This is a genomic window from Pedobacter sp. GW460-11-11-14-TSB4, from assembly GCF_059423705.1.
The window spans coordinates 207,114-234,099 of sequence record NZ_JBWKYI010000007.1; the positions used below are offsets into that span (position 1 = coordinate 207,114).

The window sequence follows — 26,986 nt, forward strand, 5'->3', positions numbered from 1 at the left end:
ACGGAAACGCATCAGGCAGATTTTAAGAAATCCAATACGTTTATGAAATAGTTTTCAAGCCCTTCGTAAGGGTCTTCTCCTGGAATCCACGAGGCGAATTTCCAGTATTCCCAATCTGCATTTTCGATTACCGGCGGGATTAAAAGAAAATACTGTTCCTCATCTCTTCCTCCAACAATAATGCTTCTGGCTAATTTAACGGCCACATCAAGCAATTCAATATTTTCAGTCCAGATTTCGATCAGCTGTGGATCAACATCCTTTAGAAATGCTACATCGTTTATTCTTGAAAACGACGGATCAACGTGTTCATTTGGGGTAGTAAACCCGTTGGTGATCAATAGAAAATCTTTATAATCATCTGGCAAGGTTAGCCCCAATCTTGCTTCAGCTTCTTCTATCTCGGCTAAGGTAGCAGGTTGATTACCTAGCCATTTTGCCTCGGATTGCTCAGGTGTAAAGCTAAACTCTCCTTGTTTTATGGCCGTTTCGGAAATCTTCTTCAGTATTTTTTTCAACTTATATGCTTTTAAACCAGGTCAAACCCGATGTCTTCTCTGAAATATTTTCCGTCGAAATAAATTCTGCCGGCATCAGCAGTTGCCGATTGTAACGCAGTAAACAAATCTTTTTGCAAACTGGTAATGGCAATTACCCTTCCACCATTTGTTTTCACTACATCATTTTCTAACAATGTTCCCGCATGGAAGGCATTCGAATGGCGTAAGTTTTCGATTCCGGTAATGGCTTTGCCTTTCAGGTAATCGCCAGGGTAACCACCGGCCACAATCATCACGGTAGCTGCTGTTTGCTCAGAAATTACCAAACTTACCTGATTTAATTGCTTATTGGCTGTTGCCAAAAACAACTCTACCAAATCGTTCTCAATCCTCGGAATTACACTTTCTGTTTCCGGATCACCCATACGTGCATTGTACTCAATTACAAATGGCTCTTCTTCTACTTTAATCAGTCCGAAAAAGATAAAACCTGTATAATCGATATTATCCTTCTTTAAACCCTCAACCGTTGGTTTAATAATCCGTTCTTCTACTTTAGCCAAAAATTCGGGTGTGGCAAAAGGAACCGGAGAAACCGAGCCCATACCACCAGTATTTAAACCGGTATCGCCCTGGCCAATCCTTTTATAATCTTTAGCTGAAGGCAGTGTGATATAATTTTCACCATCGGTTAAAATAAATACCGAAAGTTCGATGCCGCTTAAAAATTCTTCAATTACTACTGTTGCCCCTGCCGATCCAAATTTACCGCCAAGCATTAGTTTTAATTCTTCCTGTGCTTCGATGGTTTCGGTACAGATTAATACACCTTTACCTGCCGCCAAACCATCTGCCTTTAAAACAACTGGTAAAGCATGGTTTTGCAGATAAGCCAAGCCATCTTCCAGAGTTTCGGGTGTGAAAGATTTTGAAGCTGCAGTAGGAATACCATGACGCTCCATAAACTGTTTAGAGAAATCTTTACTTCCTTCTAAAATAGCACCTTCTTTTTTAGGTCCGATAACCGGGATGTGTGCGATGGTTTCATCAGCAAGGAAAAAATCGTGAATACCGTTTACCAAAGGTTCTTCAGGGCCTACTACCACGAGTTCGATGTTTTCGGTAAGCACTACTTTTTTAATGGCATCAAAATCGTTTACATTGATATTGATGTTTGTACCATAAGCTCCTGTACCACCGTTACCTGGAGCAATAATTAGTTTATCGCAGTGCGAAGACTGGCTCATTTTCCAAGCGAATGCGCTTTCTCTGCCGCCTGAACCTAAAAGTAAGATATTCATATCGGCAAAGATAATATTTTACCATCAAGTAGCCCAGTATGAAGTAGTAAGACTTTGCGATAAAGCACTTTTGCTTTAAACTGCTCCGTATTTAAAAAAAATAAAGAGGAATACGAAGCTAAAATAAGCCCAAAGAATAGAAAACATGGTATGCATAGTGGTTTCGAATAGCTTACCTTTCCATAAATCTTTAGAATAAACAAAAAACTGGATAAAGAATCTCGTAATCCAAAACAGGCCCAAACCGAGCGATATTTTTCGTCCAAGATCAGTATGTATTAATTCGTTTGATGAGGTTAAACAGAGTAGCCCCATTAAAAATACGGTAAGCGCAACAAAAAATGTATGCACCAGCATCATCTGCCTGTTTATTAAACTCAGTAATTTAAGTTCAGTTTCCCAATTAAAATATTTTGGAAAAATAATATGGATAAGTGCCAATGCCACCAGAAGAGAACCAACTATTAATAAGTGTATTTGCATTTAAATTAAGGGCAACAGTTAAAAATAGACATAAACGGGGTGAATTTCGTTTCTGAAAATAAAGAAAAACCCGCCGCTTTAAATGCTTTTCGCCAAACTCCTCTTGAGAAAAAATGAGTAAAACCGATAGAAAAGGCTATAAAATTGGGCAGATCGCGTAAATGTTCGACCATAATTACCTTGCCTGTAGGTTTGCATAACCTATAACATTCTTTTAAAAAAACGATCTTCTCGTGCTGCGATCTTATTTCATGCGCAGCCGACAATAGAAATATGATATCGACGGATTTATCGGGCAGAGGAATCAAATCCGTTGTGATCTGTTTTGTACCGGGAAATAGTAAGCTTACTTTTCTTGCCCTGATGATTGCTTGTTCTGTATGTTGTTCAGGATTGTAAAAATCGAAAACTTTTAAAGTTGCTTGCGGAAAATGATCTTTTAGAATGAAACTTGTTTCATCGAAACCTGCGTTAATATTTAAGATTAAATCTGGATTGGAATTGGTAATACCCGTTTTGTTTAGCCAGTCGAAATTATAATATCCCGAAAAATCGTAAACATATGCAGATACGATTAATGGCATAAAAAGACCATAAAGAAAAGCTAAAATGATTATCCAAAATAAGGTAGCAGACCATGGAATTAGTATTTGGCTAATTACCACTAACAATAAAACAATAAGGCCAAATATGTAAAAATGCCTGTTAAAGCTTAAAATGTTTAACACACCTTGAAATTTTCTTCTTTTCACTTCCATTTTTCAATTTTTCCGCTTTTCCAATAATAAGGAATGTTTTGAATGTCAAAGGCATTTGCTAAAATCGGGTCTTTTAGGTTCAAAGAATTTAAAAAACCAAAGTTATAATCAGCAATTTTAATCGGTGCCGGTTGCCAGTTTTTCCTGACACCCTCTATAACTAAAACTTCCTTGTTTTTTTTGTTGTAAGTAAAGGTAAAGGGTAAAGGTCCGGCAAATCTTCTGGCTTCTTTCCAATCGGCAAATGGCGAATGTTCAGGCAAAGGGATCTCCTGGTCTGTTTTTTCGATTACGATCTTAAAACCAGACTTCGTTGAAGTAATTTCTTTAATAGTCTCTTTATCAATTAACGTAATATCGGTTGTGCTATAATTATAATGGGTAAAAATATTCCCCATAAACTCCATTTTCTTTTTATTTGTTTCTGATTTTAAAATATATAGACCACGCAGGCTTTTACCAGCTTTGTTCGTATAACGCACAAATACGCGGTATCCAATAAGGAAAAAATCGTTGCCCATAAATTCAGGGAAGCCTTTGGGCCGCAAATTTTTAGTCTGAACCATAGCAATGGCAATGAAGGCCCATTTATCGTTAAAGGTATCCAAGGTCAGGCATTCAGGAATAAGGCTCTCCAACTCTTCTTTTGGGACAGCAAATGTTAATACAAGAGAATTTTCGAAAAATGCGTCGACTGCAAAGGGATGGTTTTTTAGAAATGAGAACATGATGTTTGCTGTGTTATTTTTTATTTAAATAAAAACCATTGATAAACACAACCAGAATAAATATAAATGCAAAAAGTGAATTAAATCTTCCCCAAAGCAATAAATCTGGTGCAAACATAAATTCGATGACATTCATTACAGCAACTACGACAATCTGAACAATGGCATTTAGCCTGGTTTTGAAATTGCTCAAAATCCAGATGGCCATAATAATCTCTGATATGCCTATAAGAACGGTAATGTTATGGCTATAGTTAGACGATAAAATTCTGGCAACAATTTGTTCATGCCGGGGCACAAGACCTAACACTTTGCAAAACAAGCCGTTTGCGAGCCAAACCAATGCAATAAACCAAGTGAGTATTCTTTGTGGTAATAATTGATTATTGCGTTTGATCACATTTACCATATCGCATTATTTAGCGCTTCTCGTCATTTGCTCCAGCATATCCCACATTTCGTTCGGGATTGCCTCCAGGCCATTCATCTGGCCTGCACCCTGCAACCATTCGCCGCCATCGATGGTAATTACCTCACCATTAATATAGCCTGAAAAATCGCTCACTAAAAATGCAGCTAAATTAGCGAGCTCCTGATGGTCGCCAACTCTTTTTAACGGTACACGGTTTTTAAAGTCGAACTTTTTGGCCAAATCGCCGGGCAATAAACGCTCCCATGCGCCTTTAGTTGGGAACGGACCTGGAGCAATCGCATTGGTACGGATACCATATTTACCCCATTCTACAGCTAAAGACCGCGTTAACGCTAAAACACCACCTTTTGCACAAGCCGAAGGCACAACGTAGGCTGAGCCTGTAAAAGCATAAGTGGTGATGATATTTAAAACTGTTGCAGCCTGTTTCTCCTTAATCCAGTGTTTACCAAAGGTAAGTGTACAGTTAACCGTCCCTTTTAAAACAATATCGATAATGGATGAAAATGCATTGGCCGATAAGCGTTCGGTTGGAGATATGAAATTACCTGCAGCATTGTTCAATAACACATCAACCGAACCAAACCTTTCCAAGGTTTTGGCCAGCACGTTTTCTACCTGTGTTACTTCCCTAACATCACAGGCAACGGCCAATACTTTGCCTCCTGTTTTCTCTTCCATTTCATCGGCAGTTTTTTGCAGTACATCCTGCTTCCTGCTTGTGATGACCAGGTTGGCACCTAATTTCAGGAAATATACGCCCATCGCTTTCCCCAATCCTGTTCCACCACCGGTAATTACAATGGTTTTTCCCTTTAAAGCGTCTTCTCTGAGCATTGGTGCGTTATAACTGAACATAAGTTATGCGGATTAATTGGTTAATTGTTGAAATTGGTTAATTGTATTGTGCAATTGCTAAGTTGTTCGATAACCAACTGTAAATTCGGTTATCGGTTAATTGTTTTATTGCTGGGAATGGTTAATTATCTAAATTGATAACTGTTCACTGTAAATCGCTAAATGATAACTGTAAATTGAAAACTACTTCCGTTGCAGGTTAGCTAAAATTGTTTTTAAAATGTGGCGCGTTGCCGGCGACCACCATTGTGCTAACATTTTTTCTAAAGTAGCTGATTGATCTGCCGTTACCGCAGCGATTAATTCCTCGCGGATATTTAATTTGCTTTGCGACCAGGTATTGCTTTCGAGCTCCATGTATTTCTTAATCTTACGCTCGGCAGCCGTTAACAAACTTTCATTTCTCACCAGTTCATCAACCAAACCCACTTTCAAAGCTTCTTCCGGACTATAAAGTTTACCTGAAAGCAAACTACGACTGGCTTCGGCTTTACCTAACCAAAAAGCATATAATTGAAAAATACTATTTGGCACAATAATGCCTACAGGCACCTCATTAAGTCCAATAATGTATTGTCCTTCTGCCATCACACGATAATCGCATGCCAATGCCATTACGCAGCCACCGGCTGGGCTATGTCCGCTAATTGCGGCTACTATCGGTTTTTTAAACGAAACCATATTGGCGGTGAAACCCAAAAACAACTGCCAGAAAGATTTAGCCTCATCCTCATTATAGTTGTAGAGTTCTACCAAATCCAGTCCTGCAGAAAAGAAAGGTGCTGTTCCGGTTAAAATTACACCGCCAATGTTATCATCAGCAGTAATATTTTTAAGCATATCGTCAAGCTCGGTAATCAACTCGCGGTTTAGGGCATTCGATTTCCCTCTATCTAATGTGATGGTGGCCAGGCGATCTTTAACACTTACTTTAATTGTATTCATATTTTAAATAGTATCAAGATTTGAATGTTTAGTATCAAGGTCTAAGTATCCAATGTTAAGATAAATACACCACAGCATAAACTATGCATGCATACTATTTCAAATTTATCTATTTTTCTCTATTTAACATCATAAGTGTAAACTTTTCTTGCCAAATGCCCTACTGCATCTATTCCTTCTACGACTACGCGATAAGTTCCAGGCTCGTCTGCATTATAAAATTCAAACTGTGCCTTTCCATCTTTATCGGTAACAACCTGTGGATTCCAATAAATAGTAGTTCTTAAATCAGCCCTGCTACTTGAACTCTCTGCATCATATTTTGGTGAGTAAAACTCTCTCGAAATCGTAAATCCCTTTGGATTAAAGGTGACAATACCTGGAGCGTAACGAGCAGTGCTTCTACCGCCATCACCACGTTTGGTGGTGATGATAATTACACCCCCGCCACCTTGCGAACCATAAATTGCCGTATTACCGATACTTTTTAAAAGCTCAATAGATTCTACATCGTTAGGATTAACATTATCCAGAAAATCGGCTTCCATTTGCATGCCATCAACAATAATATTAACAGGTATATTCTGACTACGCATTAGGTAGGGCACATTTCCTCTAAATATTACACCGGGTAACCTACCTTGTAAACATTGCGACAGGGTAATGCAGGTAGATAACTGATCGGCCGTCATCACAAAATCAGCCCTTCCGGCACCGTTTAAGTTGGATGAATTTTTCGCCGGATTTTTCTTTTCTGTAATGGTTACTTCCTCGAGTTTAATGGTCCGCTCAAGCAAGCCTAAACGGGTCATCTCATTAAAATAGTTATCGCTTTCTTTAATATATTTCATCAAAGTATTATTCACGTTGATGTCGATATCGGCTCCATTTTTATTCTTGGTCACAATCTGCCCGGGAACGATATCAAGGTTAATATCTACAAACTTCCGTTCTGTTTTAGTTCTAGCCTGAACAACAAATTTTGTACTGTCGCCAAAACTTAAATTATCAAAAACAAATTTTCCTTCGGCATTGGTTACCGTATCTAAGATCGTTACCGTTCCTTTTGTAGCCATAAGCATTACTTTGCCGCCAGGCACAGGTTTATTGCCTTTTGTTATTGTTCCGCTAATGGTAATAGATTGTTCGGGCTTGTAGGTAATGTTCGGGCCAACATTATTGATGATATTTCTCCAGAGAAATCTTCTCCAGCCCTGGGTAAGCATCAGGTTATCGAGTTCCCTTTGTGTTTGAAGATCATCCTTTAAGAAATAATGATTGGGTTTCTCTACGTACCCGGTCAAATCAGAGGTAAGCAACAGCGAGGTGAGAATATTCGATTCATTATTTTCATCAGGTGCCACTTTTGTTGTATTAGTAACCGCAACCGAAAAACTACCTAAAACGGGTTTACTACTGTTAGTGGCATCGAAAGTAAAAGCCGATTTTCCTCTTTTTGTGGTAGCAACTCCAGATGCGTTAAGCGATACATCAATTAACTCGGCTTTGTTATGAATAAAAACCAAACGTTCTGCCAAAGGTTGATTGCTGGCCGAAAATAAAGTAAACTGCACAATACCGGTTGGCAGGCTTTTCTTTGGAATATTAGCCACCAATACCTGTTTATCCATTTTGGCTTTTGAACCATAATACACATTGCCACCATGCTGCGCAACAACTTTTAGTTCATCGCTATTCACAAGATCGGTACTGGCCATAATTTTAACCACCACCTTACCTGTATCTAAGGCATTTACAGAAAGTGCATAACCACTTTTAACCGCTACAGGTAATTTCACCGTTTTTTCCGATCCGTCTTTGAATTTAACTTTTGCAGAATATGATTTCCCGGTCTGATTGTTAAACACAAAGTTACCCATACCTAAATAATTGGTTGCAAAGCTGGTTACTTCATTTCCCGCGTCATCAATTATGCTTCCTTCTACATCTTCACCACGGCCATCAGCATTAACGGCCTTAATGGCAACTTTTTGAGGCAATTCTTCAACAAGCGTTCCCCCTTCCGGCATAAACTGTACATCAACATTATTAGAAGTGGAAGTGATTGGGATAGATTTGATTACTTTTTGTTTATTATCCAGCGCAATGGTCGCAATAATCTTCCCCGATTTATTCTGGAAAGATTGATTATTGGTGAAGCTAATTACCGCATCACCTGTTAAACTTGTTTTAACTTTACCCTTGGTAACGGTACGATAATCTAACTGAACTTCATAACTTACCTCATTCTCACTGTAAGCCACTCCATTTTTATCTTCAAAATGAACTGTTGCCGTTACTTTATCTGCATTGTTCTCTTTCGTAAAACTGTAAGAAGTTTTTGTAAAAACTTTGTTAGCCCAGCTATTTCCAATCTTAATGGTCTTATCGTAAAAGAATTCAGTGCCAAAATTCCGCATGTAATTGGTATAGGCCCTAATTCTATAATTACCCTCTCCCAGTGAATCTGTTAACTTAAAATCACCCCAGGTAATCCCTCCCATAATGGGTAATTTAACCAGCTTTTTTAGCGAATCTTTTTCATTGATCAGCTCTACATACAGGATCTTACTGATGCCTGAAGGCGCCGAAGTTTTGGTATTTACAACATAAGCTTTGAACCAAATATCGTCGCCGATGGCATAATAGGGCTTATCTAAATGAAGGTGGACTTTTTCCTGTGGATATTTACTGGTGTAATCTTCGAGTTTTTGTAAAAGCTGACTAAACGGATCATCATCCATTTTAAATGCGGCGAAAACAACAAGCAGAGATAAAAAAGTGATTGCGAGAGTAATTTTGAGTTTCATGTGGTTAAGTAACAAATAAATACGCGTCAAGGTACAAAACCTAAGGCATATTTTTATGAAGATACCATGAAATTTAGTCTGACTTCTAAATCCTTAGTTGAAAGCAAAATACAGCTTAATCGATATGGGTTCGGAAATGAAAGGATTCTGAGCATTTGGTGTCCGTTGTTAATAACCCCGACAGCCACAACATATTGCCTTTCATTTTCAAAAAAACATTCTTTCAGGGCAGGGTGATTTGGAAATGAGGGGTTCTGATCACCTGGCATCATCAGCCCCGCTTTCCGCTTTACTTCGTTTCACTAAGTGTTCGCTTTAATCGCGTTTAGGAACAATGTTTAGTACCCGGAATAACAAATCCTCGATTATACCCCCTGTCCATTGCAGGGGCCCTTTCCAAAAAAATTAACATGTGTTTAAATGGAGAAATTGGCAGTTTACAATTCAGCAATCTTAACAATTTAACAATTACAAAAACCGTTAACCAGTTAACCAATCATTAAAACTTATTCTTCCACATCATGCTTTCTACCGGCCTGGTGGTTTTATTGTTGTACTTAGCGTTACCTTTCGAATTGTACATCGTTTCGATCTTACCTTCAACAACAAAATAAATCAATTGGCCAATAGGCATTCCGGCATAAATTTTTACCGGTTGCGCTACCGATATTTCTAATGTCCAGGTATTACAAAAACCAACATCACCTTTACCTGCTGTTGCATGAATATCAATACCCAAACGACCGGTACTGCTTTTACCTTCTAAAAAAGGTACATGCCCATGCGTTTCGGTATATTCTACGGTAACACCCAGGTATAGCGTACCCGGATGAAGGATATATCCATCCTTAGGAATTTCGAAATGTTCGATTTCGTTGTGTGCCTTTGCATCAAGCACGCGGCTTTTATAGGTAGCCAGGTATTTCCCCAAATGAACATCATACGAGTTGGTTCCTAAACATTCGCGTTTAAAAGGCTCAATGATGATTGTTCCCTTCTCAATTTCTTCTAATATCCTGCTATCAGATAATATCATTTTTATACGTATTTTTGGCCTAAATTATCATTTATTTAAGATAATTTTGCATGTAATCTCCAATTTAATCAATGCCAATAATTTACAATAAAAATATTGATCAGGATGCTGTTTTAGCAATTTGGAAAATTGAAGAAACGGAAGAAGAGTTGTTGGCCGGGCTGCAGCTTAAGCAGCATGAACATGATATTATTTCGTCGTTAAACAGCGGCAAGCGCCTGCTGCATTGGTTAAGCACCAGACTGCTCTTGAGAACCATGCTGAATACCACTGAGTATATCGATTGTCAGTTTGATGAACATGGCAAACCCTATCTGGTTAATTTCGACTATCATATTTCGTTAAGCCATTCTTATGATTATGCTGCTGTAATGATTAGTAAAGAACATCCTGTTGGCGTTGATATTGAACTCATTAAGCACAAAATAAAAAGCATTAAGCACAAGTTTTTAAGCGATGTAGAGCTGGCCCAAAAACAGATCGGAGATAATACGGATGGCTTATACGTAGCCTGGTGTGCCAAAGAGGCCATTTATAAGTGGCACGGAAAAAAAGGTTTGGAATTTAAACAGCATATCCATATTAAACCTTTTAAGCTAAAAAACGAAGGCTCATTAAATGCGTTGGTAGAATTGCCAACAGGTACACGAGAGCTTACCGTTAATTATTTTAAAACAAAAGACAGTTACATGTTAGGCTATGTAGCCAGCAATTCTTAACATAAATGGAGATGAACGAGACAGTGGAAAAAGCAATTGCGACAGGTTTAGTGCCAACTACTTTTACAGATTGGGGCTTAACAGACTATCAGGAAGCCTGGGATAAACAGGAAGATTTACTCAATAAAACGGTAGCCATTAAAACAGAAAACCGTGTAAACAATACCCATAAACCTACCCCAAACCATCTGGTATTTTGCGAGCACCCACACGTGTACACTTTAGGTAAAAGCGGGCATCCCGAAAATTTATTATTAGATGAGCAGGGATTAAAAGATAAACAGGCAACTTACTACAAGATAAACCGGGGTGGTGATATTACCTATCATGGTCCGGGGCAGCTAGTGGGCTACCCTATTCTCGATCTCGATAATTTCTTTACTGATATCCATTTATATTTACGTACCCTGGAGGAAGCCGTTATCCTTACTTTGAAGGATTACGGGATAGCAGCGGGCCGTTATCCTGGTTTTACCGGTGTTTGGTTAGATGCCGATAACGAAAAGGCACGCAAAATATGCGCGATGGGCGTACGTTGCAGCCGCTGGGTTACCATGCACGGTTTCGCCTTTAATGTAAATGTAGATTTAGATTACTTTAAAAATATTGTGCCCTGCGGCATTGATGATAAAGCCGTAACTTCTTTAGCAAAAGAACTCGGTTACGATCTCGATATGGAAGAAGTAAAAGAGAAATTAAGGAATCATATTGCCGAACTCTTTAAAATGAAGCTTATTTAATGATCAGGCTCATTGCTATCTTCATCTTAGTGCTCATTACAACTCATGTTTCAGCACAAAACCTGGATGAAATAATCAAATTCATTAAGGATAACCCAAAAAAAGCATCGATTGTACTCATTGAGAATGGCAAGGAAGTACTCAATTATAACAGCAATCAATTGATGCCCTTGGCGAGTGCTGCCAAAACCATGATTGCCATTGAATTTTCTAATCAGGTTGCGGCTAAAAAATTTAAAGCAAATCAAAATATAGCAATAAGCGAGCTCAACAAATACTATATTCCATTTACTGATGGAGGGGCACATATTCAGTGGCTGAAATCGTTAAAAAAGAAAAAAGGAGATAGTGTTTCTTTATTACAGGTTGCCCAGGGCATGATCAGGTTTAGCTCGAATGCCAATACAGAATATCTTCAAGATTTATTGGGATTAGCAAATATAAACCGTAATATCAAAACACTAAAACTACGGCAACATAGCCCCCATTACTATTTTACCGCTGGGGCGCTGATGACCTGTCTTAGGCCTGCAAACATCGACGAAGAAAAATGGATCGCTCAATTGGAGGCCATTCCAATGGATGAATATCGGAAACTGTGCGAAACCAATCACATCAAATTAAAAACAGATTCAACATTTATCAAAACTTTTAGCTCCATAAATTTACCACACAGAATACAAAAAATATGGTCAGATAGATTGGTAGCCTCAACTACTGCCGATTACGGAAATATAATGCAAAAGATTAACAGCAGGAATTACTTCAAACCCGAAATTCAAAATATCCTGGACCAGCTGATGGAATGGCCTATGGTGAACCCAGGCAACAAGGCTGTTTTTAAACACTTAGGGCAAAAAGGCGGATCAACAGCATTTATTTTAACAGATGCTTTTTATGCAACAGAAAAAAAGGGATCGAATTTAGCCTGTGCATTTTTCTTTAACAACCTTACTGAAAAAGAAAAATTAATGATAGAAGGTGATTTTGGAATTTTTGAGGGTAGTATTATTACCGATTCTACTTTCAGACAAAAACTGATTACTGCACTAAAATAAAACTAAGCCGAATGTTACTTCGTAGATTACACTATGAAGATTTTATTAAGCGCCATTTTATTTTCTTTCTTAACTTCGGGCTGTACAAAACAACAGCCCATGCCTATTGAACCCGTTAGCGATCGAACAACAACTTCACCAAATGGGGAAGATAGTTTTACTTATCTGGCACTTGGCGATTCTTATACCATTGGTGAATCGGTTAAACAGACAGAATCTTTCCCTTATCAGCTTCAGGCTTTATTAAAAGCTCAGGGCAGCAATGTGGCAAATCCAAAAATTATTGCCGTTACCGGCTGGACTACCGATGAACTACAGAACGGTATAAAAAAAGAGAATTTAACTGGCACCTATAGCTTTGTTACACTTTTAATTGGTGTAAACAATCAATACCGGGCTTACCCCATCAGCACTTACAAAAAGGAGTTCACAGAATTGTTACAGACCGCAATCGCTTTTGCCGGAGGCAACAAGAGTAAGGTTTTTGTAGTTTCTATTCCAGATTGGGGTGCTACACCTTTTGGCAAAAACTCCGGACGAAGTACACAAAGCATTGCTAATGAAATTGATAGCTTTAACGCCGCAAACCAGGAAATCGCGCTTTCAGCTGGCGTAAGCTACACTAACATTACACCGGCTTCCCGAAATGCAGCAACCGATCTGTCTTTAGTGGCAAGCGATGGATTGCATCCAAGTGGAAAAATGTACACAGAATGGGCAACTGCTTTATTACCAAAAGTGGCCAATGTGTTGAAATAATTAAACGTTTGTTTATGCTGTTTTTAAATTAAAAAATTTATTTTAGTTTAACTATTTAAATTAATCACCTTAAAAACAGTTAAATTATGAATGAGTATGAATCAAGCGGAATAGCCGCAGGTATTGGTGCAGGAGCTATAATTTTTTATCTCATCCTGATTGTAATTACTCTAGCAGGAATGTGGAAAACCTTCGAAAAAGCGGGTAAACCAGGTTGGGCTTGTATTATACCTATTTACAGAGAAATTGTGATGATTGAAATTGTAGGTAAACCAATGATCTGGATTTTATGGTTACTAATCCCTTGTTCAGCTCCTGTTTTTGCGATTTGGCTTATAAATCTAATGAGCAAAAGTTTTGGCAAATCAGAGGGATATACTGTAGGACTAATTCTATTGGCTTTTGTATTTTGGCCAATGCTTGGCTTTGGCGATGCTAAATATTTAGGCCCATCGGCAGCAGAAGCACAAAATGGCGGTTTTGGTAACAACCCGTTCAATAACCCGAATAATCCGTTTAACAAACCATTCGGTAATCAAGATAATCCAAACGATACGCCTCCTCCGGTAGTTTAATTCAAGGATGTTTATCATATTTATATTTTGCAGCTCGATCAACCTGGTTGATTGGCTGCAAAATCATTTAATTACCTGCCCATTTAAAGCATTAACAGGAATCGATTGTCCGGGTTGTGGCTTTCAAAGATCTTTTATCGCTCTGCTTCAAGGCGATTTATCAAAAAGCTGGTCGCTTTATCCACCTACCATCCCGCTGTTGTTTTTATTTATCTCAGCTGGCTTATTGTATAAACTTCAGATCAAAAAAGGTCCTCTTATCTTTAGAATATTGGTTCTCGTAATCGGTAATTTTGTAATGATCAGCTACTTACATAAAATGTTTTTTAGCTAAACACTCATATTAGCCGTAAGGTGATTATAATCCTTTAATACCGTCTCTAAAAACTGTAACTCGTTCATCCCACCTGGAATAGTTACAAAAATATGTGCTTTGGTTTTGGCTGCCATAGTATAAATCAGGTCGACATTTCCGGTTTGGTAATAACCGGTCAACACTTCATGAATCAGTTCAATATCCCTGTCATTTAAGTGCAGCACTTCCTTAAACTGTGGTTCATATTCTTCAGGTAAACTAAAACTGAAGGCCACATTAGAAAATTCAGTTCTGGGTTTAGTTTTAATCAGCGTGGTTTTAGCCAGCATATCGCCCAATCGCTGATGATTTTTGGTTATCGCTACCGAAACCAGCGCCACAACGCCCCAGCCAAAAGGGAAGCCGAAATCAATCATCCGAAATAACCACCTAAAAATATACTGTCCAAAAGTTGGTTGTGTGCCATCAAGGCTGATTACCTTTATCTTTAACACCTTCTTCCCCAGGGTTTGACCATCCATCGTAATTTCGCAAACCAGGTCGTAGAAAGCAAAAATAGCCAGGAAAATGAAAAAAATAACCATGGCTGCATTTCCCGACATGGCCATTTGTGCAGCGCCCATTACCACAAGGGTAATTACAGCGAGAATTATAAATCCAGCCAAATCGATACACCTTGCGGCTATACGCTCACCAAGGCCGGCAATTTCGTAATCAATATCAATATTTTGAGCCGTGCTAATTCTGATGCTATCCATATTCAAACATAATTTTTTTTAAAGATAATAGCGGTAAACCAGTATTTATTTTTTTAAACTAAAGTTTTCTTATATTTTCATATTTAGATTGTTCATCTGTGTATATTTGTTCAGCTTGGTTAGGCGATTTGAAAATAATGTTGGTTTCATTTCCATAAAAAATTAGCTATTTTAACCCGAGATTTGGTAAGGCCTTTAAATGAGAGAAGCATTATTTGTTAAACAGAATTCGAAGAAGTGGCAACATTATGATTCCATGCAACAGGCAAATCCTGATGAGGTGGCCAATCAGTTTATCGAAATCACTAATGATTTAGCTTACTCCAAAACGTTTTATCCAAATTCGAAAACAACAGCCTATCTCAATGGCTTAGCTTCTAAACTACATCAATCCGTTTATAAAAACAAAAAGGAAAAGTCGAACCGGTTTATCCATTTTTGGAAAACAGAACTCCCCTTAATATTTCTGCAACACCGAAAACAGGTGTTTTATGCCCTGGCATTTTTCCTGGTTTCCTGCGCCATTGGTGCGCTATCGGCTAAGTACGATGATACCTTTGTGCGATTAATTATGGGCGATGGTTATGTAAACATGACCAATGAAAACATTGCCAAAGGTGATCCGTTTGGGGTTTATAAACAGAGTAATGAGTTTATCATGTTTATGCAGATAGGCGTTAATAATATTTATGTTGCACTATATACTTTTGTTTTAGGCATTATATTTTCCTTCGGTTCCATCGTTTCATTATTCAGGAATGGCGTGATGCTCGGCTCTTTCCAATATTTCTTTTTCAGTAAAGGCCTCGGCTTTCAATCGGTTCTGGTGATCTGGATCCATGGAACATTAGAAATATCGGCAATTGTTTTAGCAGGCGCCGCTGGTTTAATTTTAGGAAATAGCCTCTTATTCCCCAAAACCTACACCAGGATGGCTTCAGTTTTAAAAGGGGCCAAAGATGGATTGAAAATTGTAATTGGCCTGATCCCAATTTTTATCGTTGCAGCATTTTTTGAAAGTTTTGTTACACGACATACTGAAATGCCTTTATGGTTAAGTGTGTCCATTTTATTATCTTCTGCAGCTTTTATCATTTGGTATGTATTTATTTACCCCATAAAAATCTACAATAAACAAGCAACGCTAAATTAACATGCTAGGGAAAATTGAATTTAAGAAAAGAAGGGATTTCGGACAGGTGATCAACGATACCTTCACCTTCATGCGCCAAAATATAAAGCCGCTCATTAAAATATATTTCACATTTTGTGGCTTATTTGTGCTGGCCAGTATGTTAACCATGTTATTGCAACAATACAAAATGGTTAACATTATCAATACCATTGGTAATGGAAGAAACACTAAAGGCTTAGGCTTTTCAAATATATATGGGTTAGAATATTTCTTGTCTATTTTATTCTCTTTGGCCACCTATGCCAGTATGAGTGTTGCCATCCTCTCTTACATCGCCATATATGTGCAAAAAGGCAATCAAACACCAACTACTGATGAGGTTTGGGGATACTTTAAGTATTACTTTTTCAGGATTTTTGGGAGTTCTATTCTATTAATTATCCTGATATGTATTGCCTTTATGTTTTGCCTGGTACCTGGCTTTTGGCTATTCCCCTATATAACCATGATGTTCCCGATAATGGTAATCGAAAATGGTTCATTAGGTTATTCATTTAACAGGAGCTTCAGCATTATTAGAGATAATTTCTGGATTACCTTTGGTACACTGATCGTTGTATGGATTATTGTTTATGCCTGTATGAGCATGATCATTTTACCTACCAGCATATTTAATATGATTGGCATGTTTACGCATAAAACGCCGCACATGTCTTTAACATTAACCATGATTACAACTGTTTTGCAGTCGTTATGCCAGGTGTTTACCATCATCCCCATCATTACCATTTCATTGGCCTATTTCAGTTTGGTTGAACAAAAAGAAAGTACCGGCCTAATGGAGCGGATTTCTAATTTTGGCAATACCGAAAAACCTATCGATACCAGACCTGAAGAATATTAAAATGCAGCGCGCTCTATTCCGATATCTTCTTGTTTCTCTTTTGTTTTTTATTCCGGTAATCAGCAAAGCACAGCCTGTTAAAGCTAAGCCTGTAACTACTATAATTAAAACAGATAGCAGTAAGGTTGTAGTATCAAAATTCGATAAAGATGCCATAAGCAATTACAAAGAGCAAAAAGAGTTTCAATATGACGAAATAGGTCAGCAACAGTTATCACTCTGGGATAAATTTTGGTTATGGTTTTGGGATGTAATTGGCGAGCTGTTTCAGGGCGCTGCAGCTAATATTTTTTCCAGGTATATTTTTATCGGACTTGGTGTTGCACTGATCTTGTTTATTGTAATTAAAATTATCGGTGCTGAAAAAATCTTCGCTAAAAAATCAAAAGAAACCATCCTTCCATACGATGTGATTACCGAAAACATTCATGAGATAGATTATGAACAGGAATTACAAAGATTAGTTGCCGAAAGAAAGTTCCGTTTAGCTGTCAGGCTTTTATACCTGAGGGCGCTTAAAAAACTGAGCGATGCCGAAATTATCCAATGGCAGCCCGATAAAACCAATTATAATTATTTAATGGAAATCAGTAAGCCGGAGCTGAGAAACGATTTTAGCCAGCTTACCCTGCAGTTCGATTATATCTGGTATGGCGATTTCCCTATCGATGAAGTAAAATTCGACCCTATCAACCAATCGTTTAACCAGTTTAACAACCAGATTAAATGAAAGGTTACAAATTATATCTGATTATTGGTTCCATTCTAATTCTGGGTTATTTAATTGCGCAGTATAACAAGCCTACACCAACAAACTGGGCTCCAACATATGCCACAAAAGATAAAATCCCTTATGGTACCTATATCTTATACAACAGAATTAAAGATATTTTACCCTCAGCCAGTATTCAACAGTCGAAAACTGCCGTCTACAACACTTTAAAATCTAAAAAATTCAGGAATACCGCTTATATAATAGTTGCGCAAAAGACAGACATTAGTAAAACAGACCTTGAACAGCTGATAAAATATATGCAGGCGGGCAATGATGTATTTATTGCTACTTACGATTTAGGAAAAATAAGGAAGGAACTTAAAGTACAAACTTCTACTGCAATGTCGCCTGAAGGAAGTACCTTAAATTTTACCAATCCAGAATTTAAAACGGATGCCAACTATGGTTTTGAAAGAGGCATTGGCAGCCAGTATTTTAGTAAGGTTGATACCAGTAAAACAACAATACTCGGCGTAAATGGGAAAGGCCAGCCCAATTTTATCCGTTATGCTTACGGAAAAGGCAATCTTTACCTCATCGCAGAACCTGGTTTTTACACCAATTTCAATCTCCTCAATAAATATGGTGCAGAATACGCCGCTAAAACCTTAAGTTATTTACACGGAAATAAGCAGCTCATTTTTGATGAGTATTTTTCTGCGCAAAAAAACAGCACTACCGATATGCTCAGGGTATTCTTTAAACATCCTGAACTGGAGTTTGCCTACTACCTGGCCATATTTAGTTTGATCATTTTTGTTTTGTACGACATTAAACGCAGGCAAAGAATTATCCCGATAGCCGATCCGCTGACCAATTCTTCACTTGCTTTTGTTAATGTAGTTGGCAGCGTTTATTATCACGAACGCAACAACCTCGATATTGCCCTTAAAAAGATCAATTACTTTATGGAGTACTTGAGGGCCCGATATTATCTAAAAACCAACGATATCGACAGCAAATTTGCTCAGGTACTGATGGAGAAAACAGGCATTAATGAAGCCTTGGCCAAAACCCTGACCAAACATTTTATGCAAACACCAACCATGGGCGATTTAAGCGATACCCAATTGATTAATTTAAACGAAAGTATAGAACAGTTTTATAAAAATACGCAAAGCAATGGAACAAGAACAGTTTAACCCACGTACCGATTTAAGCGCCTTAAATGAAGCGGTAAATCAGATCAGAAATGTACTTGGAAATATCATTATCGGCCAAAAACAGGTTATTGATTTCTTAATTGTTGGTTTGCTTGCCGATGGGCACATCTTAATTGAGGGTGTACCGGGAGTAGCCAAAACACTTAGCGCAAAGTTGCTTGCAAAATCGATAGATGCACAATTTTCGAGGGTGCAGTTTACGCCCGATTTAATGCCATCGGATGTTTTAGGAACCCCGATATTTAATACCAAAACAGGAGATTTCGAATTTAGGAAAGGCCCTATTTTTGGCAATATTATTCTGGTTGATGAGATTAACCGTGCACCTGCAAAAACCCAATCGGCCTTGTTCGAGGTAATGGAAGAGCGCCAGGTAACTATTGACGGCCACACCTATATTATGGATGAACCTTTTATGGTATTGGCCACACAGAACCCGATTGAACAGGAAGGAACATATCGCCTGCCTGAGGCCCAACTGGATAGGTTTTTATTCAAAATAGAGGTTAAATACCCTTCATTGGAAGAGGAAACTGCAATTTTGATGGCGCAGCACACTTTAGTGAATAAAACATTATTAGACGAAGTGAAAGCAGTATTATCTGTTCAACAGATACAAGGAGCCAGGGCAATCATCCGCAATTTATTTGTAGAGCCAAAATTATTGGAGTTTATCGCCAAAATCGTAAATGAAACCCGGAACAATTCATCACTTTACCTGGGGGCTTCGCCAAGGGCATCGCTAGCCATTGTACACAGTGCAAAAGCCTTTGCTGCGATTCAAAACCGCGATTTTGTTACACCTGAAGATATTATTGCCGTTGCAGGGCCTGTATTGGCGCACCGGATATTATTATCACCTGAAAAGGAAATGGAGGGATTAACCACAAGCGACATTGTTAACCAGATTATTAAAAAAATTGAAGTACCGAGGTAGTTCAGTTATCAGTTGCCAATTTTCAGTTTACAGTTGGCAATTAACAGTTAACCAGTTTAAATAATTAACCGATTAAACAACATTGAAAAAATTCTTTCAGCAATATTACACCAATCTATTCCTAACCGATCGCTTATTTGCGGCCTTAGGGTGCTGCATTGTGCTCTTTTTGCTGAAGTTCTTTTTTGCCTGGTTGGGCGATATCCCTGAAATAGCCACCGGTGCTGTACTTGTTTTATTTTTTATCGATATTTTTATGCTATATCGAAACAACCAAGGGATTGCGGCCAAAAGAATTACCTCGAAACGTTTGAGTAATGGCGATGAAAATCCGATACAAATCGAAATCAGGAACAGTTATGGTTTTGGTGTAAATGCCAGGGTGATTGATGAGGTACCTTTTCAGTTTCAACTGCGGGATAAAGATTTTAAACTTCACCTAAAATCTGCTGAAGTTAAGTCGATCCACTACAATCTAAGGCCAACTAAACGCGGCGAGTATGATTTTGGATTCATCAGGGCATATATTAGTTCGCCGCTGGGTTTGATTAGCCGCCGATACAATTTTGATGGCGCTAAAATTCTACCGGTTTATCCTTCTTTTATTAATCTTGGTCAGTACGAATTACTAGCTGCTTCACGCTATTTAACAGAATTCGGAATTAAAAAAATCAGAAAGGTTGGGCAAAGCAGCGAGTTTGACCAGATCAAAAATTATGTTGGCGGCGACGATATCCGTACCATTAACTGGAAAGCTACAGCCAGAAAAGGCAGTTTAATGGTTAATACCTATACGGATGAGAAATCGCAGAATATTTATTGCGTTATTGATAAATCACGCGTAATGCGCATGCCTTTTGAAGGATTGAGCCTGCTCGATTATGCCATAAATGCCACGGTTGCCCTTTCGAAGGTGGCCATGCTGAAGGAAGATAAAGCCGGTTTAATTACCATCTCCGAAAATATAGGATCCATTGTGACTGCAGATCGTAAAGCTTCGCAGCTGGGTAGCATTATGAATGTACTTTATAAAGAAAAAACAAGATACCTGGAGAGTAATCTCGAGGCATTGTATTCGGCAGTACGTTCCGTAGTAAAGCAACGCGGTCTTTTGGTTTTCTTTACCAATTTCGAAAGTTTATCTGCCCTGCAAAGGCAATTACCTTATTTAAAAAGAATTGCCAAATATCACTTACTGGTGGTTGTATTTTTCGAAAATACCGAATTAAAAGAATTAAGCACAGAACCTGCTAAAGACGTAGAAGGAATTTACCACAAAACCATTGCTGAAAAATTTATCTACGAGAAAAAACTAATGGTAAAAGAGCTAAACAAACATGGCATATTGGCCATCCTTACCCCGCCACAAAAGCTTACGGTTAATGTAATTAATCAGTACCTGGCCTTAAAAGCACAGCAGAGGATTTAGTCCTCAGTCCGTAGTCTTGAGTCATGAGTCGACTTTGGACTGAAGACTACGGACTGAGGACTAAACCCTACTCTTCTTCCCTAAAATATACCTTGTAAAAGTTCATCGATTTATCATCATCGTAACCTTTTTCGATCATATCTTTATTGCCATGGATATAGATGTGGAAGTTCTTATCCAGTTTTAATACGCTTTTATAAGCACGGGCTTGTTTTTTTACGGCAGATTCGGCGATTTCAAAGTGATCAGCTATCGGGCTTTCGAACTCCTGCTCATAGTTTTTTTTGTAATTTTTGAACGATTCTATTCCTTCGGCATTGCCAATTACTTCGTTACCAAATTCTTCAATATCAAAAGTTTCTTTCTCTTTGAAATATTTCATCGAACGGTTTAACAGATCAATTTTATCGGCTTTGCTGATTTCGTAATCATCATCCAGCTTTTGTGTGACGAAGTTTTTATAAACCCCCAACACATTATTGGTCTGGTTATAACTATCGTTCCTGATTTTCAGTTTTAAGAATTCATCTTTCCAGTAAACGGCAGAGTCGTTGCTGCTCTTCGATTGATCCAATACCACAACTTTGTACCCTTCCTCCCGATCTACATTAAAAATCAGACATCCTTTATCCAGCTTGTTAATGCTGATGGCTTCTTGCTCGTAACTTACATTAAAGCCATCCTGTTCAGGATAAACTTTTAAGTAGGTATCTTTTGTTTCAGATTTGAAAACCCCAACAACATCCAGCTGTTCACCTTCTATCTGCACTTTTTCGAAATAAGCCACATACAACTCTCCCGATTTAATTTTTGGATGATTGGCTACATCGTATAAATGTTTGGCGAGTTGTTGCGAATCTTCGTGAAAAAGTTCGTTGTTTTCGAAAATTTCATGAACGAAATGAAATACTTCATTCAATTCAAGATTATCGTTGGGATGATAAAAACGGTAGACTTCATTCACTTTTTCGAAAGGTTTTAAGAAATACTGCATTAACAGGTTTCCCAACACTTCATCATCAATTTTTAAAGGCGCATCAGATAATTTGTAATACTCTTCAAGCAGTTTATTGCCTGTATGGTGGATAGAAAGTTGCTTAAGTGAAGCCTCGAAAAATGAAATCATAGGGGCAAAAATAGCAAAATCATTGATTAACCTTTCTTGCCAGCCAAAATTCAATCAGTCAATCATTTTTTCATATAAACCTCTGCTCTTTGCAGAAAGCTTTTTTCCTTTAATGTGGCTTCAACCTCATTTATGGCTTTCATTAAGTTATTCTGTGTATTGGTAATATCGGCTGTGGCTTTAATAATCACTTCCCAAACGGGTTCCATCGTAGCAAGAAGTGCAGATCCCTTTTCGGTGAGCTCAACCAAACGTTTACGCGTATCAACCTTGTCTTTTTTAGAACGGATCAGTTTCTCTTTCTCCAGCTCTTTCAATAAACTGATGGTTGATGGATGTGCATAACCAATTTCATCAGAGAGGGAAACTACACTCATGGTCGATTTTTTATATAAAGTATAGAGCACAGGAAACCATTTAGGTTGAAAATCGATTCCAAAGGCTTTATAAATTAACAGGCCATCTTTACGGATCTGATCGCTCAGCCTCTGCAAACGCGTAGAAATGGCCAGTAAACCAGAAGCATCAATTACATTTTGTTCCATTAAACAGGTTTTAAATCCAGACCATAAAACACATTATCGACAGCCATACGCGGAAAATAAGCTGGTAAATCTTTCATTTCAACCTGCTTAAATCCGTTACGTTCGTAAAAGCGACAGGCGGCCTGTAATATGTCTTTGGTACCCAAATATACCTCATTCAGCTTATTATCCGCGCAATAGGCTAAAAGCGTTCTCAACAAAGCCTGCGCAACACCCAAATATTTACCGCGAAATTCTTTTTTAACAAACATTTTCCTGATGGCCCCCGATTGATGCTCAGGTACAGCAATTAAAGCAATAGTACCAATCAATTCTCCATTTAATTTAGCTCCCCAGAAGGCACCGCCGGATCCATCGTAATTTTTTTCAATGTCTAACAGATCTGGCTGCGCAGCTAAATCGATATCTACATTAAATTCTATTTGCTGGATGGGCAGAATCAACCCAATAATCTCTTCGCAGAATTGATTATTTAACCGTTCAATTTTAAAGTCGTTTTGCATCGCTGATGATTAATCAACAAATATATGTAGCTAACTACATATATTGCAAATTCAAATATCATTTCAGCATCAAATTTCATTAAGACCAGGATTAAGAATAGCTTTTAATGATGGAAACTAATTTGTGTTTTTCAGTTGATTGAGGAAATCCACAATCTTTTTATCGGCATAATTGGCCACCCCTTCGTGTTTAAAAGATAATCGGCCCTGCTTATCAAAAATAATAGTGGTAGGCAAAGCACCTTTAAATATTTGTTCAGGAATGTTGCTTTCTACTTTATAAACTGGCATTTCGTATTTACCACTAAGCATAAACTTGCCCGATTTTTCAAAATCGCCATCTGCATCTGCAAAAATGAAAACAACATCTTTATCGCCTTTAAACTGCGTATACAATTTGTTTATTGAAGGCATTTCGGCCCTGCATGGCGGACACCAGGTTGCCCAGAAATTAAGAAAAATAACCTTGCCTTTTAAATCACCAAGATCTACCAGATTTCCTTTAACATCTTTAAAGCGGATGCCGCTAAGGCTGGCAGAAGCATTATTAGGCATTTCGATCTTTGGTGTATAAAAACCAATTTCCATTAAGCCCCTAATTAAAAATGCTTTTGCATCAGGCACAAAAACAATTATCAAAAGAATAATGATAAATAACGCATTGAATATATTTTTCCGGATAAACTTCATGAGCTACAGATTCTTTTGATTACATCTAATAACGAAAATAGCTTTACAATTGGTATGGCCTTAAATTAATGGTTAAACTATTGGTTAAATAGCCTGTCATACCCTCATAAATACAATGTTACTTTGTAAATATATATAATTGCCTAGGAATTACTATTTTTGCCCTGTTGAAAAAGCATAGACAAAACATTAAAAAATATTTATCAGCAATTATGCTGATTGTTTTTGCTATTGCCTTAACGCCGTGGAGCGTTCTTCACCATCACAATCCCGTTCCTGTTGTACAGAAAGAATTGCACTGTAAACACGTAAGCCACGTGCAGGCGCATGGCGATACCTGTTTGATCTGTAATGCCAGTTTTGAAAAAAATTATGTGCAAACGCACCACATTTACAGAATCTTCTTATCAGCTAAAATCTTCAACCGTACAGAACCTACATTAAAGAATGCCTTTACCGAAATAAAGCGCACCTGTTTACGCGGTCCTCCTTTAGCATAATTTTTTCTTCTTATAGCGCATCCGCGCTGAATCAAATTATTTATCCGGGAAACTGAAACCAGCTTCAATTAAGCTATTGTTTTGGCTTTTCGTTCATTTCTATTTACACACAACACATGAAAAAATTACAGCTTATTGGCTTGGTAATTCTATATACATTATTGAGCAATACTGCTTTCGCTGCCGTACTAAAAGATATAAAAGGTAAGGTTATTGATGCCAGTACAAAACAAACATTGCCGGGTGCTACCATTTTTATCCCTGATTTAAAAGTTAGCTCGGTAACCAATAACGACGGCGCGTTTACCATAAACAATCTTCCATCGAAAGGAAGTTATTTAGTTGAAGTACACTATGTAGGTTATAAAACAGCAACTCAGGTCGTAAACCTCGCCACAGCAAGTGGATTGGAATTTTCATTACAACCCACCGCGATAGAAACAAAGGAAATTGTCATTACCGGAAGTTTAATCAGCAGCACCAGTAAAAGAAACAGCGCTTCATCGGCAGTACTTGGCAAGGATCAGTTGTTGCAGCCTTCCAGCAATTTAATCGATGCGCTCACTAAAATTCCTGGTGTATCTCAAATCACCACGGGACCATCTATTTCTAAACCTGTAATTAGGGGTTTGGGCTACAATAGAATTGTAACGTTAGATGATGGGATTAAACAACAAGGCCAGCAATGGGGTGACGAACATGGTATAGAAATCGATCAGTTCAAATCAGACCGTGTTGAAGTACTACGTGGGGCAGCCTCGTTAATGTACGGCTCCGATGCACTTGGTGGCGTAATTAATTTATTAGAGCCAAGCACTGCACCAGAAGGACAGGTTAAGGGCGAATTTATTACCAACTATTCGACCAATAATGGGCTTACCGCTAATTCACTCATGTTAACCGGTAACCAAAATGGTTTTGTTTGGCGGGCCCGCGGAACCTATAAAAATGCCTACTCTTTTAAAACACCTACCGGATATTTCCCGAACTCTGGCTTTAATGAAACCGATTTAAGTGGAATGGTTGGTTTAAACAAAAGCTGGGGATATTCTCATTTAAACGTTTCGAATTTTCGCAATAATATTGGTTTTTATGAGCCAACATTAGATGAAAATGGCAACTTCGTTAAAGAGGATGGTGAATCTTTTATTACTTCAGACTTTAAAAACCGTGATTTAGATTATCCTCGTCAGGATATCCGCCACTTCAAAATTGCATTAAATAACAATTTCATTATCGGTAATGGTAATTTGAAAGCCGATTTTGGCTATCAGCAAAACCAGCGCCGCGAGCTGGAAGAAGGACCAAATCCTTCTTTGTTCTTCGATCTTAAAACCTATAATGCCGATTTAAAATACTATATCCACGAAACGAATGGATGGCAGCCGGTATTTGGCATAAGCGCCGATGCAGGTCATAGCGAAAACAAGGCAAATGACGAATTCTTAATTCCGAATTATGATACTTATGGCGTGGGTGTTTTTGCCTACGCAAAAAAGAACTGGGAAAGCAACACCTTTAGCATTGGCGCCCGTTACGATTATCGGAAAAACAATGGAAAACAATTATTTGTAGATGGTGAAGAGCAATTTGCACCATTTCAGAACAAATTTTCGAATGTAAGTGGTGCATTGGGTTTTACCCATCAATTTAATGAAGAGTTAAACTTTAAAGCCAATGCAGGTTCTGCATTTCGTGCACCAAACCCGGCAGAATTAGCTTCAAATGGTGTACACGAAGGAACTTTCCGTTACGAAATTGGTAATTCCAGCTTAAGTCCTGAGCGTAGTTACCAGGTAGATGCTGCACTGGAATATGAAGGGAAATTAATCAGCGCCAGTGCAAGTATTTACAATAATTACATCCACAACTTTATTTATGCCTCAACAAATGGCGAAAGAATAATGGCCGAAGGAGATGATTATCCGGTTTACCGTTATGGCCAGGTAAACGCGAACCTGTATGGCGCAGAAGCAAGTTTAACCATACATCCGGTTCCTTTTATCCATTTCGAAAATACATTTGGTTATGTACATGCACAAAACAACAGTTTAAACAAGCCATTGGCCTTTATACCAGCGGGTACATTACGCAACGAATTACGTTTCGAGCCTAAGCTTAAAGGCACAAATGATGCTTACTTATCAGTTGGCATTAACTCTGCATTTAAACAGGCCCGGGTAGATGATGTTTTCGAAACACCAACAAGCGGTTATACCTTACTAAATGCAGGTATCGGCGCTACCTTTAATTTAGGTAAGCAGCCTGTTAAATTATCTGTTTCTGCCAATAACCTGTTGGATCATAAATATTATGATGCACTGAGCCGGTTAAAACCAGGACGTTTAGATTCAGAAAACCTTAATTTAGGGGTTTACAACACTGGTAGAAATATCACTTTCGGCTTGTATATTCCTTTTACGGTGGCTAAATAAAATTAATCCATAAATTGCTAAACAAAAAAAGCGGAGTTGATCTAGAAGATCACTCCGCTTTTTTATT

At 38.0% G+C, this 26,986-nt stretch carries 29 protein-coding genes; 14 read left to right on the forward strand and 15 right to left on the reverse strand.

The genetic code is table 11. The features are described from left to right. Positions 1 to 11 precede the first annotated feature (11 nt). The 10 genes from AC07YT_RS09760 to dcd form a co-directional block, all read right to left on the reverse strand. A complete protein-coding gene (locus tag AC07YT_RS09760) occupies positions 12 to 518 on the reverse strand; it encodes an SMI1/KNR4 family protein (protein WP_086548712.1) in 507 nt (168 codons plus the stop codon). 11 nt (positions 519 to 529) lie between these two features. Next, positions 530 to 1,801 carry a phosphoribosylamine--glycine ligase gene (gene purD, locus AC07YT_RS09765; protein WP_086548711.1) on the reverse strand — a complete coding sequence of 424 codons (1,272 nt, stop codon included), beginning with the start codon at positions 1,799 to 1,801 and terminating at the stop codon, positions 530 to 532. Between the two features lie 75 nt (positions 1,802 to 1,876). Beyond that, positions 1,877 to 2,284: a hypothetical protein gene (locus AC07YT_RS09770; protein ID WP_086548710.1), complete on the reverse strand. Its 408-nt coding sequence runs from the start codon at positions 2,282 to 2,284 to the stop codon at positions 1,877 to 1,879. Between the two features lie 5 nt (positions 2,285 to 2,289). After that, on the reverse strand, positions 2,290 to 3,036 hold the full coding sequence (locus AC07YT_RS09775) for a class I SAM-dependent methyltransferase (RefSeq protein ID WP_494945296.1): 747 nt from the start codon (positions 3,034 to 3,036) through the stop codon (positions 2,290 to 2,292). Beyond that, complete coding sequence (locus tag AC07YT_RS09780; protein ID WP_086548708.1) at positions 3,033 to 3,770, reverse strand: DUF2071 domain-containing protein; 738 nt, start codon at positions 3,768 to 3,770, stop codon at positions 3,033 to 3,035. The genes AC07YT_RS09775 and AC07YT_RS09780 overlap by 4 nt, the downstream gene beginning before the upstream one ends. A 13-nt stretch (positions 3,771 to 3,783) precedes the next feature. Further along, a complete protein-coding gene (locus AC07YT_RS09785) occupies positions 3,784 to 4,179 on the reverse strand; it encodes a DoxX-like family protein (protein ID WP_086548707.1) in 396 nt (131 codons plus the stop codon). A 6-nt stretch (positions 4,180 to 4,185) separates the two neighbouring features. Beyond that, positions 4,186 to 5,061 carry an SDR family oxidoreductase gene (locus tag AC07YT_RS09790; protein WP_086548706.1) on the reverse strand — a complete coding sequence of 292 codons (876 nt, stop codon included), beginning with the start codon at positions 5,059 to 5,061 and terminating at the stop codon, positions 4,186 to 4,188. 183 nt (positions 5,062 to 5,244) lie between these two features. After that, a complete protein-coding gene (locus AC07YT_RS09795) occupies positions 5,245 to 6,006 on the reverse strand; it encodes an enoyl-CoA hydratase/isomerase family protein (protein ID WP_086548705.1) in 762 nt (253 codons plus the stop codon). Between the two features lie 119 nt (positions 6,007 to 6,125). Continuing rightward, positions 6,126 to 8,816, reverse strand: coding sequence for a carboxypeptidase-like regulatory domain-containing protein (locus AC07YT_RS09800; protein WP_494945297.1), 2,691 nt, complete (start codon positions 8,814 to 8,816; stop codon positions 6,126 to 6,128). 499 nt (positions 8,817 to 9,315) lie between these two features. Beyond that, positions 9,316 to 9,852, reverse strand: coding sequence for a dCTP deaminase (gene dcd / locus AC07YT_RS09805; RefSeq protein ID WP_086548704.1), 537 nt, complete (start codon positions 9,850 to 9,852; stop codon positions 9,316 to 9,318). Positions 9,853 to 9,923: 71 nt separating this feature from the next. Between dcd and AC07YT_RS09810 the strand changes: the two genes are divergently transcribed. From AC07YT_RS09810 to AC07YT_RS09835, 6 genes are all read left to right on the forward strand, one after another. Further along, a complete protein-coding gene (locus tag AC07YT_RS09810; RefSeq protein WP_086548703.1) occupies positions 9,924 to 10,571 on the forward strand; it encodes a 4'-phosphopantetheinyl transferase family protein in 648 nt (215 codons plus the stop codon). Between the two features lie 11 nt (positions 10,572 to 10,582). After that, complete coding sequence (gene lipB, locus AC07YT_RS09815; RefSeq protein WP_086549481.1) at positions 10,583 to 11,311, forward strand: lipoyl(octanoyl) transferase LipB; 729 nt, start codon at positions 10,583 to 10,585, stop codon at positions 11,309 to 11,311. Further along, positions 11,311 to 12,369, forward strand: a complete 1,059-nt coding sequence (locus tag AC07YT_RS09820) for a serine hydrolase (RefSeq protein ID WP_086548702.1) — start codon at positions 11,311 to 11,313, stop codon at positions 12,367 to 12,369. The genes lipB and AC07YT_RS09820 overlap by 1 nt, the downstream gene beginning before the upstream one ends. A 33-nt stretch (positions 12,370 to 12,402) precedes the next feature. After that, on the forward strand, positions 12,403 to 13,128 hold the full coding sequence (locus AC07YT_RS09825; RefSeq protein ID WP_086548701.1) for an SGNH/GDSL hydrolase family protein: 726 nt from the start codon (positions 12,403 to 12,405) through the stop codon (positions 13,126 to 13,128). A gap of 86 nt (positions 13,129 to 13,214) precedes the next feature. Then, positions 13,215 to 13,703, forward strand: a complete 489-nt coding sequence (locus AC07YT_RS09830; protein WP_086548700.1) for a DUF5684 domain-containing protein — start codon at positions 13,215 to 13,217, stop codon at positions 13,701 to 13,703. A 7-nt stretch (positions 13,704 to 13,710) separates the two neighbouring features. Continuing rightward, entirely contained in the window at positions 13,711 to 14,037 is a 327-nt protein-coding gene (locus AC07YT_RS09835; RefSeq protein ID WP_086548699.1) for a DUF2752 domain-containing protein, read from the forward strand. On the opposite strand, the gene AC07YT_RS09840 is transcribed toward AC07YT_RS09835, so the two are convergent. Further along, positions 14,034 to 14,777 (reverse strand): RDD family protein, encoded by a 744-nt coding sequence (locus tag AC07YT_RS09840; protein ID WP_086548698.1) that lies wholly within the window; start codon positions 14,775 to 14,777, stop codon positions 14,034 to 14,036. The two genes, AC07YT_RS09835 and AC07YT_RS09840, sit on opposite strands and share 4 nt — an antisense overlap. A 199-nt stretch (positions 14,778 to 14,976) precedes the next feature. Between AC07YT_RS09840 and AC07YT_RS09845 the strand changes: the two genes are divergently transcribed. The 6 genes from AC07YT_RS09845 to AC07YT_RS09870 all read left to right on the forward strand — a co-directional run bounded on the left by AC07YT_RS09845 (position 14,977) and on the right by AC07YT_RS09870 (position 21,120). Next, the gene (locus AC07YT_RS09845; protein WP_086548697.1) at positions 14,977 to 15,930 is read left to right on the forward strand and encodes a stage II sporulation protein M; all 954 of its coding nucleotides are present in this window, start codon (positions 14,977 to 14,979) and stop codon (positions 15,928 to 15,930) included. A 1-nt stretch (position 15,931) separates the two neighbouring features. Continuing rightward, positions 15,932 to 16,816: a hypothetical protein gene (locus AC07YT_RS09850; RefSeq protein WP_086548696.1), complete on the forward strand. Its 885-nt coding sequence runs from the start codon at positions 15,932 to 15,934 to the stop codon at positions 16,814 to 16,816. 1 nt (position 16,817) lies between these two features. After that, positions 16,818 to 17,546, forward strand: a complete 729-nt coding sequence (locus AC07YT_RS09855) for a DUF4129 domain-containing protein (RefSeq protein WP_086548695.1) — start codon at positions 16,818 to 16,820, stop codon at positions 17,544 to 17,546. Continuing rightward, the gene (locus tag AC07YT_RS09860; RefSeq protein ID WP_086548694.1) at positions 17,543 to 18,733 is read left to right on the forward strand and encodes a DUF4350 domain-containing protein; all 1,191 of its coding nucleotides are present in this window, start codon (positions 17,543 to 17,545) and stop codon (positions 18,731 to 18,733) included. The genes AC07YT_RS09855 and AC07YT_RS09860 overlap by 4 nt, the downstream gene beginning before the upstream one ends. Continuing rightward, positions 18,714 to 19,691 carry an AAA family ATPase gene (locus tag AC07YT_RS09865; protein ID WP_086548693.1) on the forward strand — a complete coding sequence of 326 codons (978 nt, stop codon included), beginning with the start codon at positions 18,714 to 18,716 and terminating at the stop codon, positions 19,689 to 19,691. The genes AC07YT_RS09860 and AC07YT_RS09865 overlap by 20 nt, the downstream gene beginning before the upstream one ends. 82 nt (positions 19,692 to 19,773) lie before the next feature. After that, on the forward strand, positions 19,774 to 21,120 hold the full coding sequence (locus AC07YT_RS09870) for a DUF58 domain-containing protein (protein ID WP_086548692.1): 1,347 nt from the start codon (positions 19,774 to 19,776) through the stop codon (positions 21,118 to 21,120). Positions 21,121 to 21,187: 67 nt separating this feature from the next. On the opposite strand, the gene AC07YT_RS09875 is transcribed toward AC07YT_RS09870, so the two are convergent. The 4 genes from AC07YT_RS09875 to AC07YT_RS09890 form a co-directional block, all read right to left on the reverse strand. Continuing rightward, a complete protein-coding gene (locus AC07YT_RS09875) occupies positions 21,188 to 22,246 on the reverse strand; it encodes a nucleoid-associated protein (protein ID WP_086549480.1) in 1,059 nt (352 codons plus the stop codon). Positions 22,247 to 22,308: 62 nt separating this feature from the next. Further along, the gene (locus AC07YT_RS09880; RefSeq protein ID WP_086548691.1) at positions 22,309 to 22,791 is read right to left on the reverse strand and encodes a winged helix DNA-binding protein; all 483 of its coding nucleotides are present in this window, start codon (positions 22,789 to 22,791) and stop codon (positions 22,309 to 22,311) included. Next, positions 22,791 to 23,294, reverse strand: coding sequence for a GNAT family N-acetyltransferase (locus AC07YT_RS09885; RefSeq protein ID WP_086548690.1), 504 nt, complete (start codon positions 23,292 to 23,294; stop codon positions 22,791 to 22,793). The genes AC07YT_RS09880 and AC07YT_RS09885 overlap by 1 nt, the downstream gene beginning before the upstream one ends. A gap of 117 nt (positions 23,295 to 23,411) precedes the next feature. Further along, entirely contained in the window at positions 23,412 to 23,984 is a 573-nt protein-coding gene (locus AC07YT_RS09890) for a TlpA family protein disulfide reductase (RefSeq protein ID WP_086548689.1), read from the reverse strand. 167 nt (positions 23,985 to 24,151) lie between these two features. On the opposite strand from AC07YT_RS09890, the gene AC07YT_RS09895 reads away from it, so the two are divergent. Next, positions 24,152 to 24,484, forward strand: coding sequence for a hypothetical protein (locus AC07YT_RS09895; protein WP_086548688.1), 333 nt, complete (start codon positions 24,152 to 24,154; stop codon positions 24,482 to 24,484). A gap of 116 nt (positions 24,485 to 24,600) precedes the next feature. After that, positions 24,601 to 26,919, forward strand: a complete 2,319-nt coding sequence (locus AC07YT_RS09900; protein ID WP_086548687.1) for a TonB-dependent receptor — start codon at positions 24,601 to 24,603, stop codon at positions 26,917 to 26,919. The last annotated feature ends 67 nt before the right edge of the window (positions 26,920 to 26,986 follow it).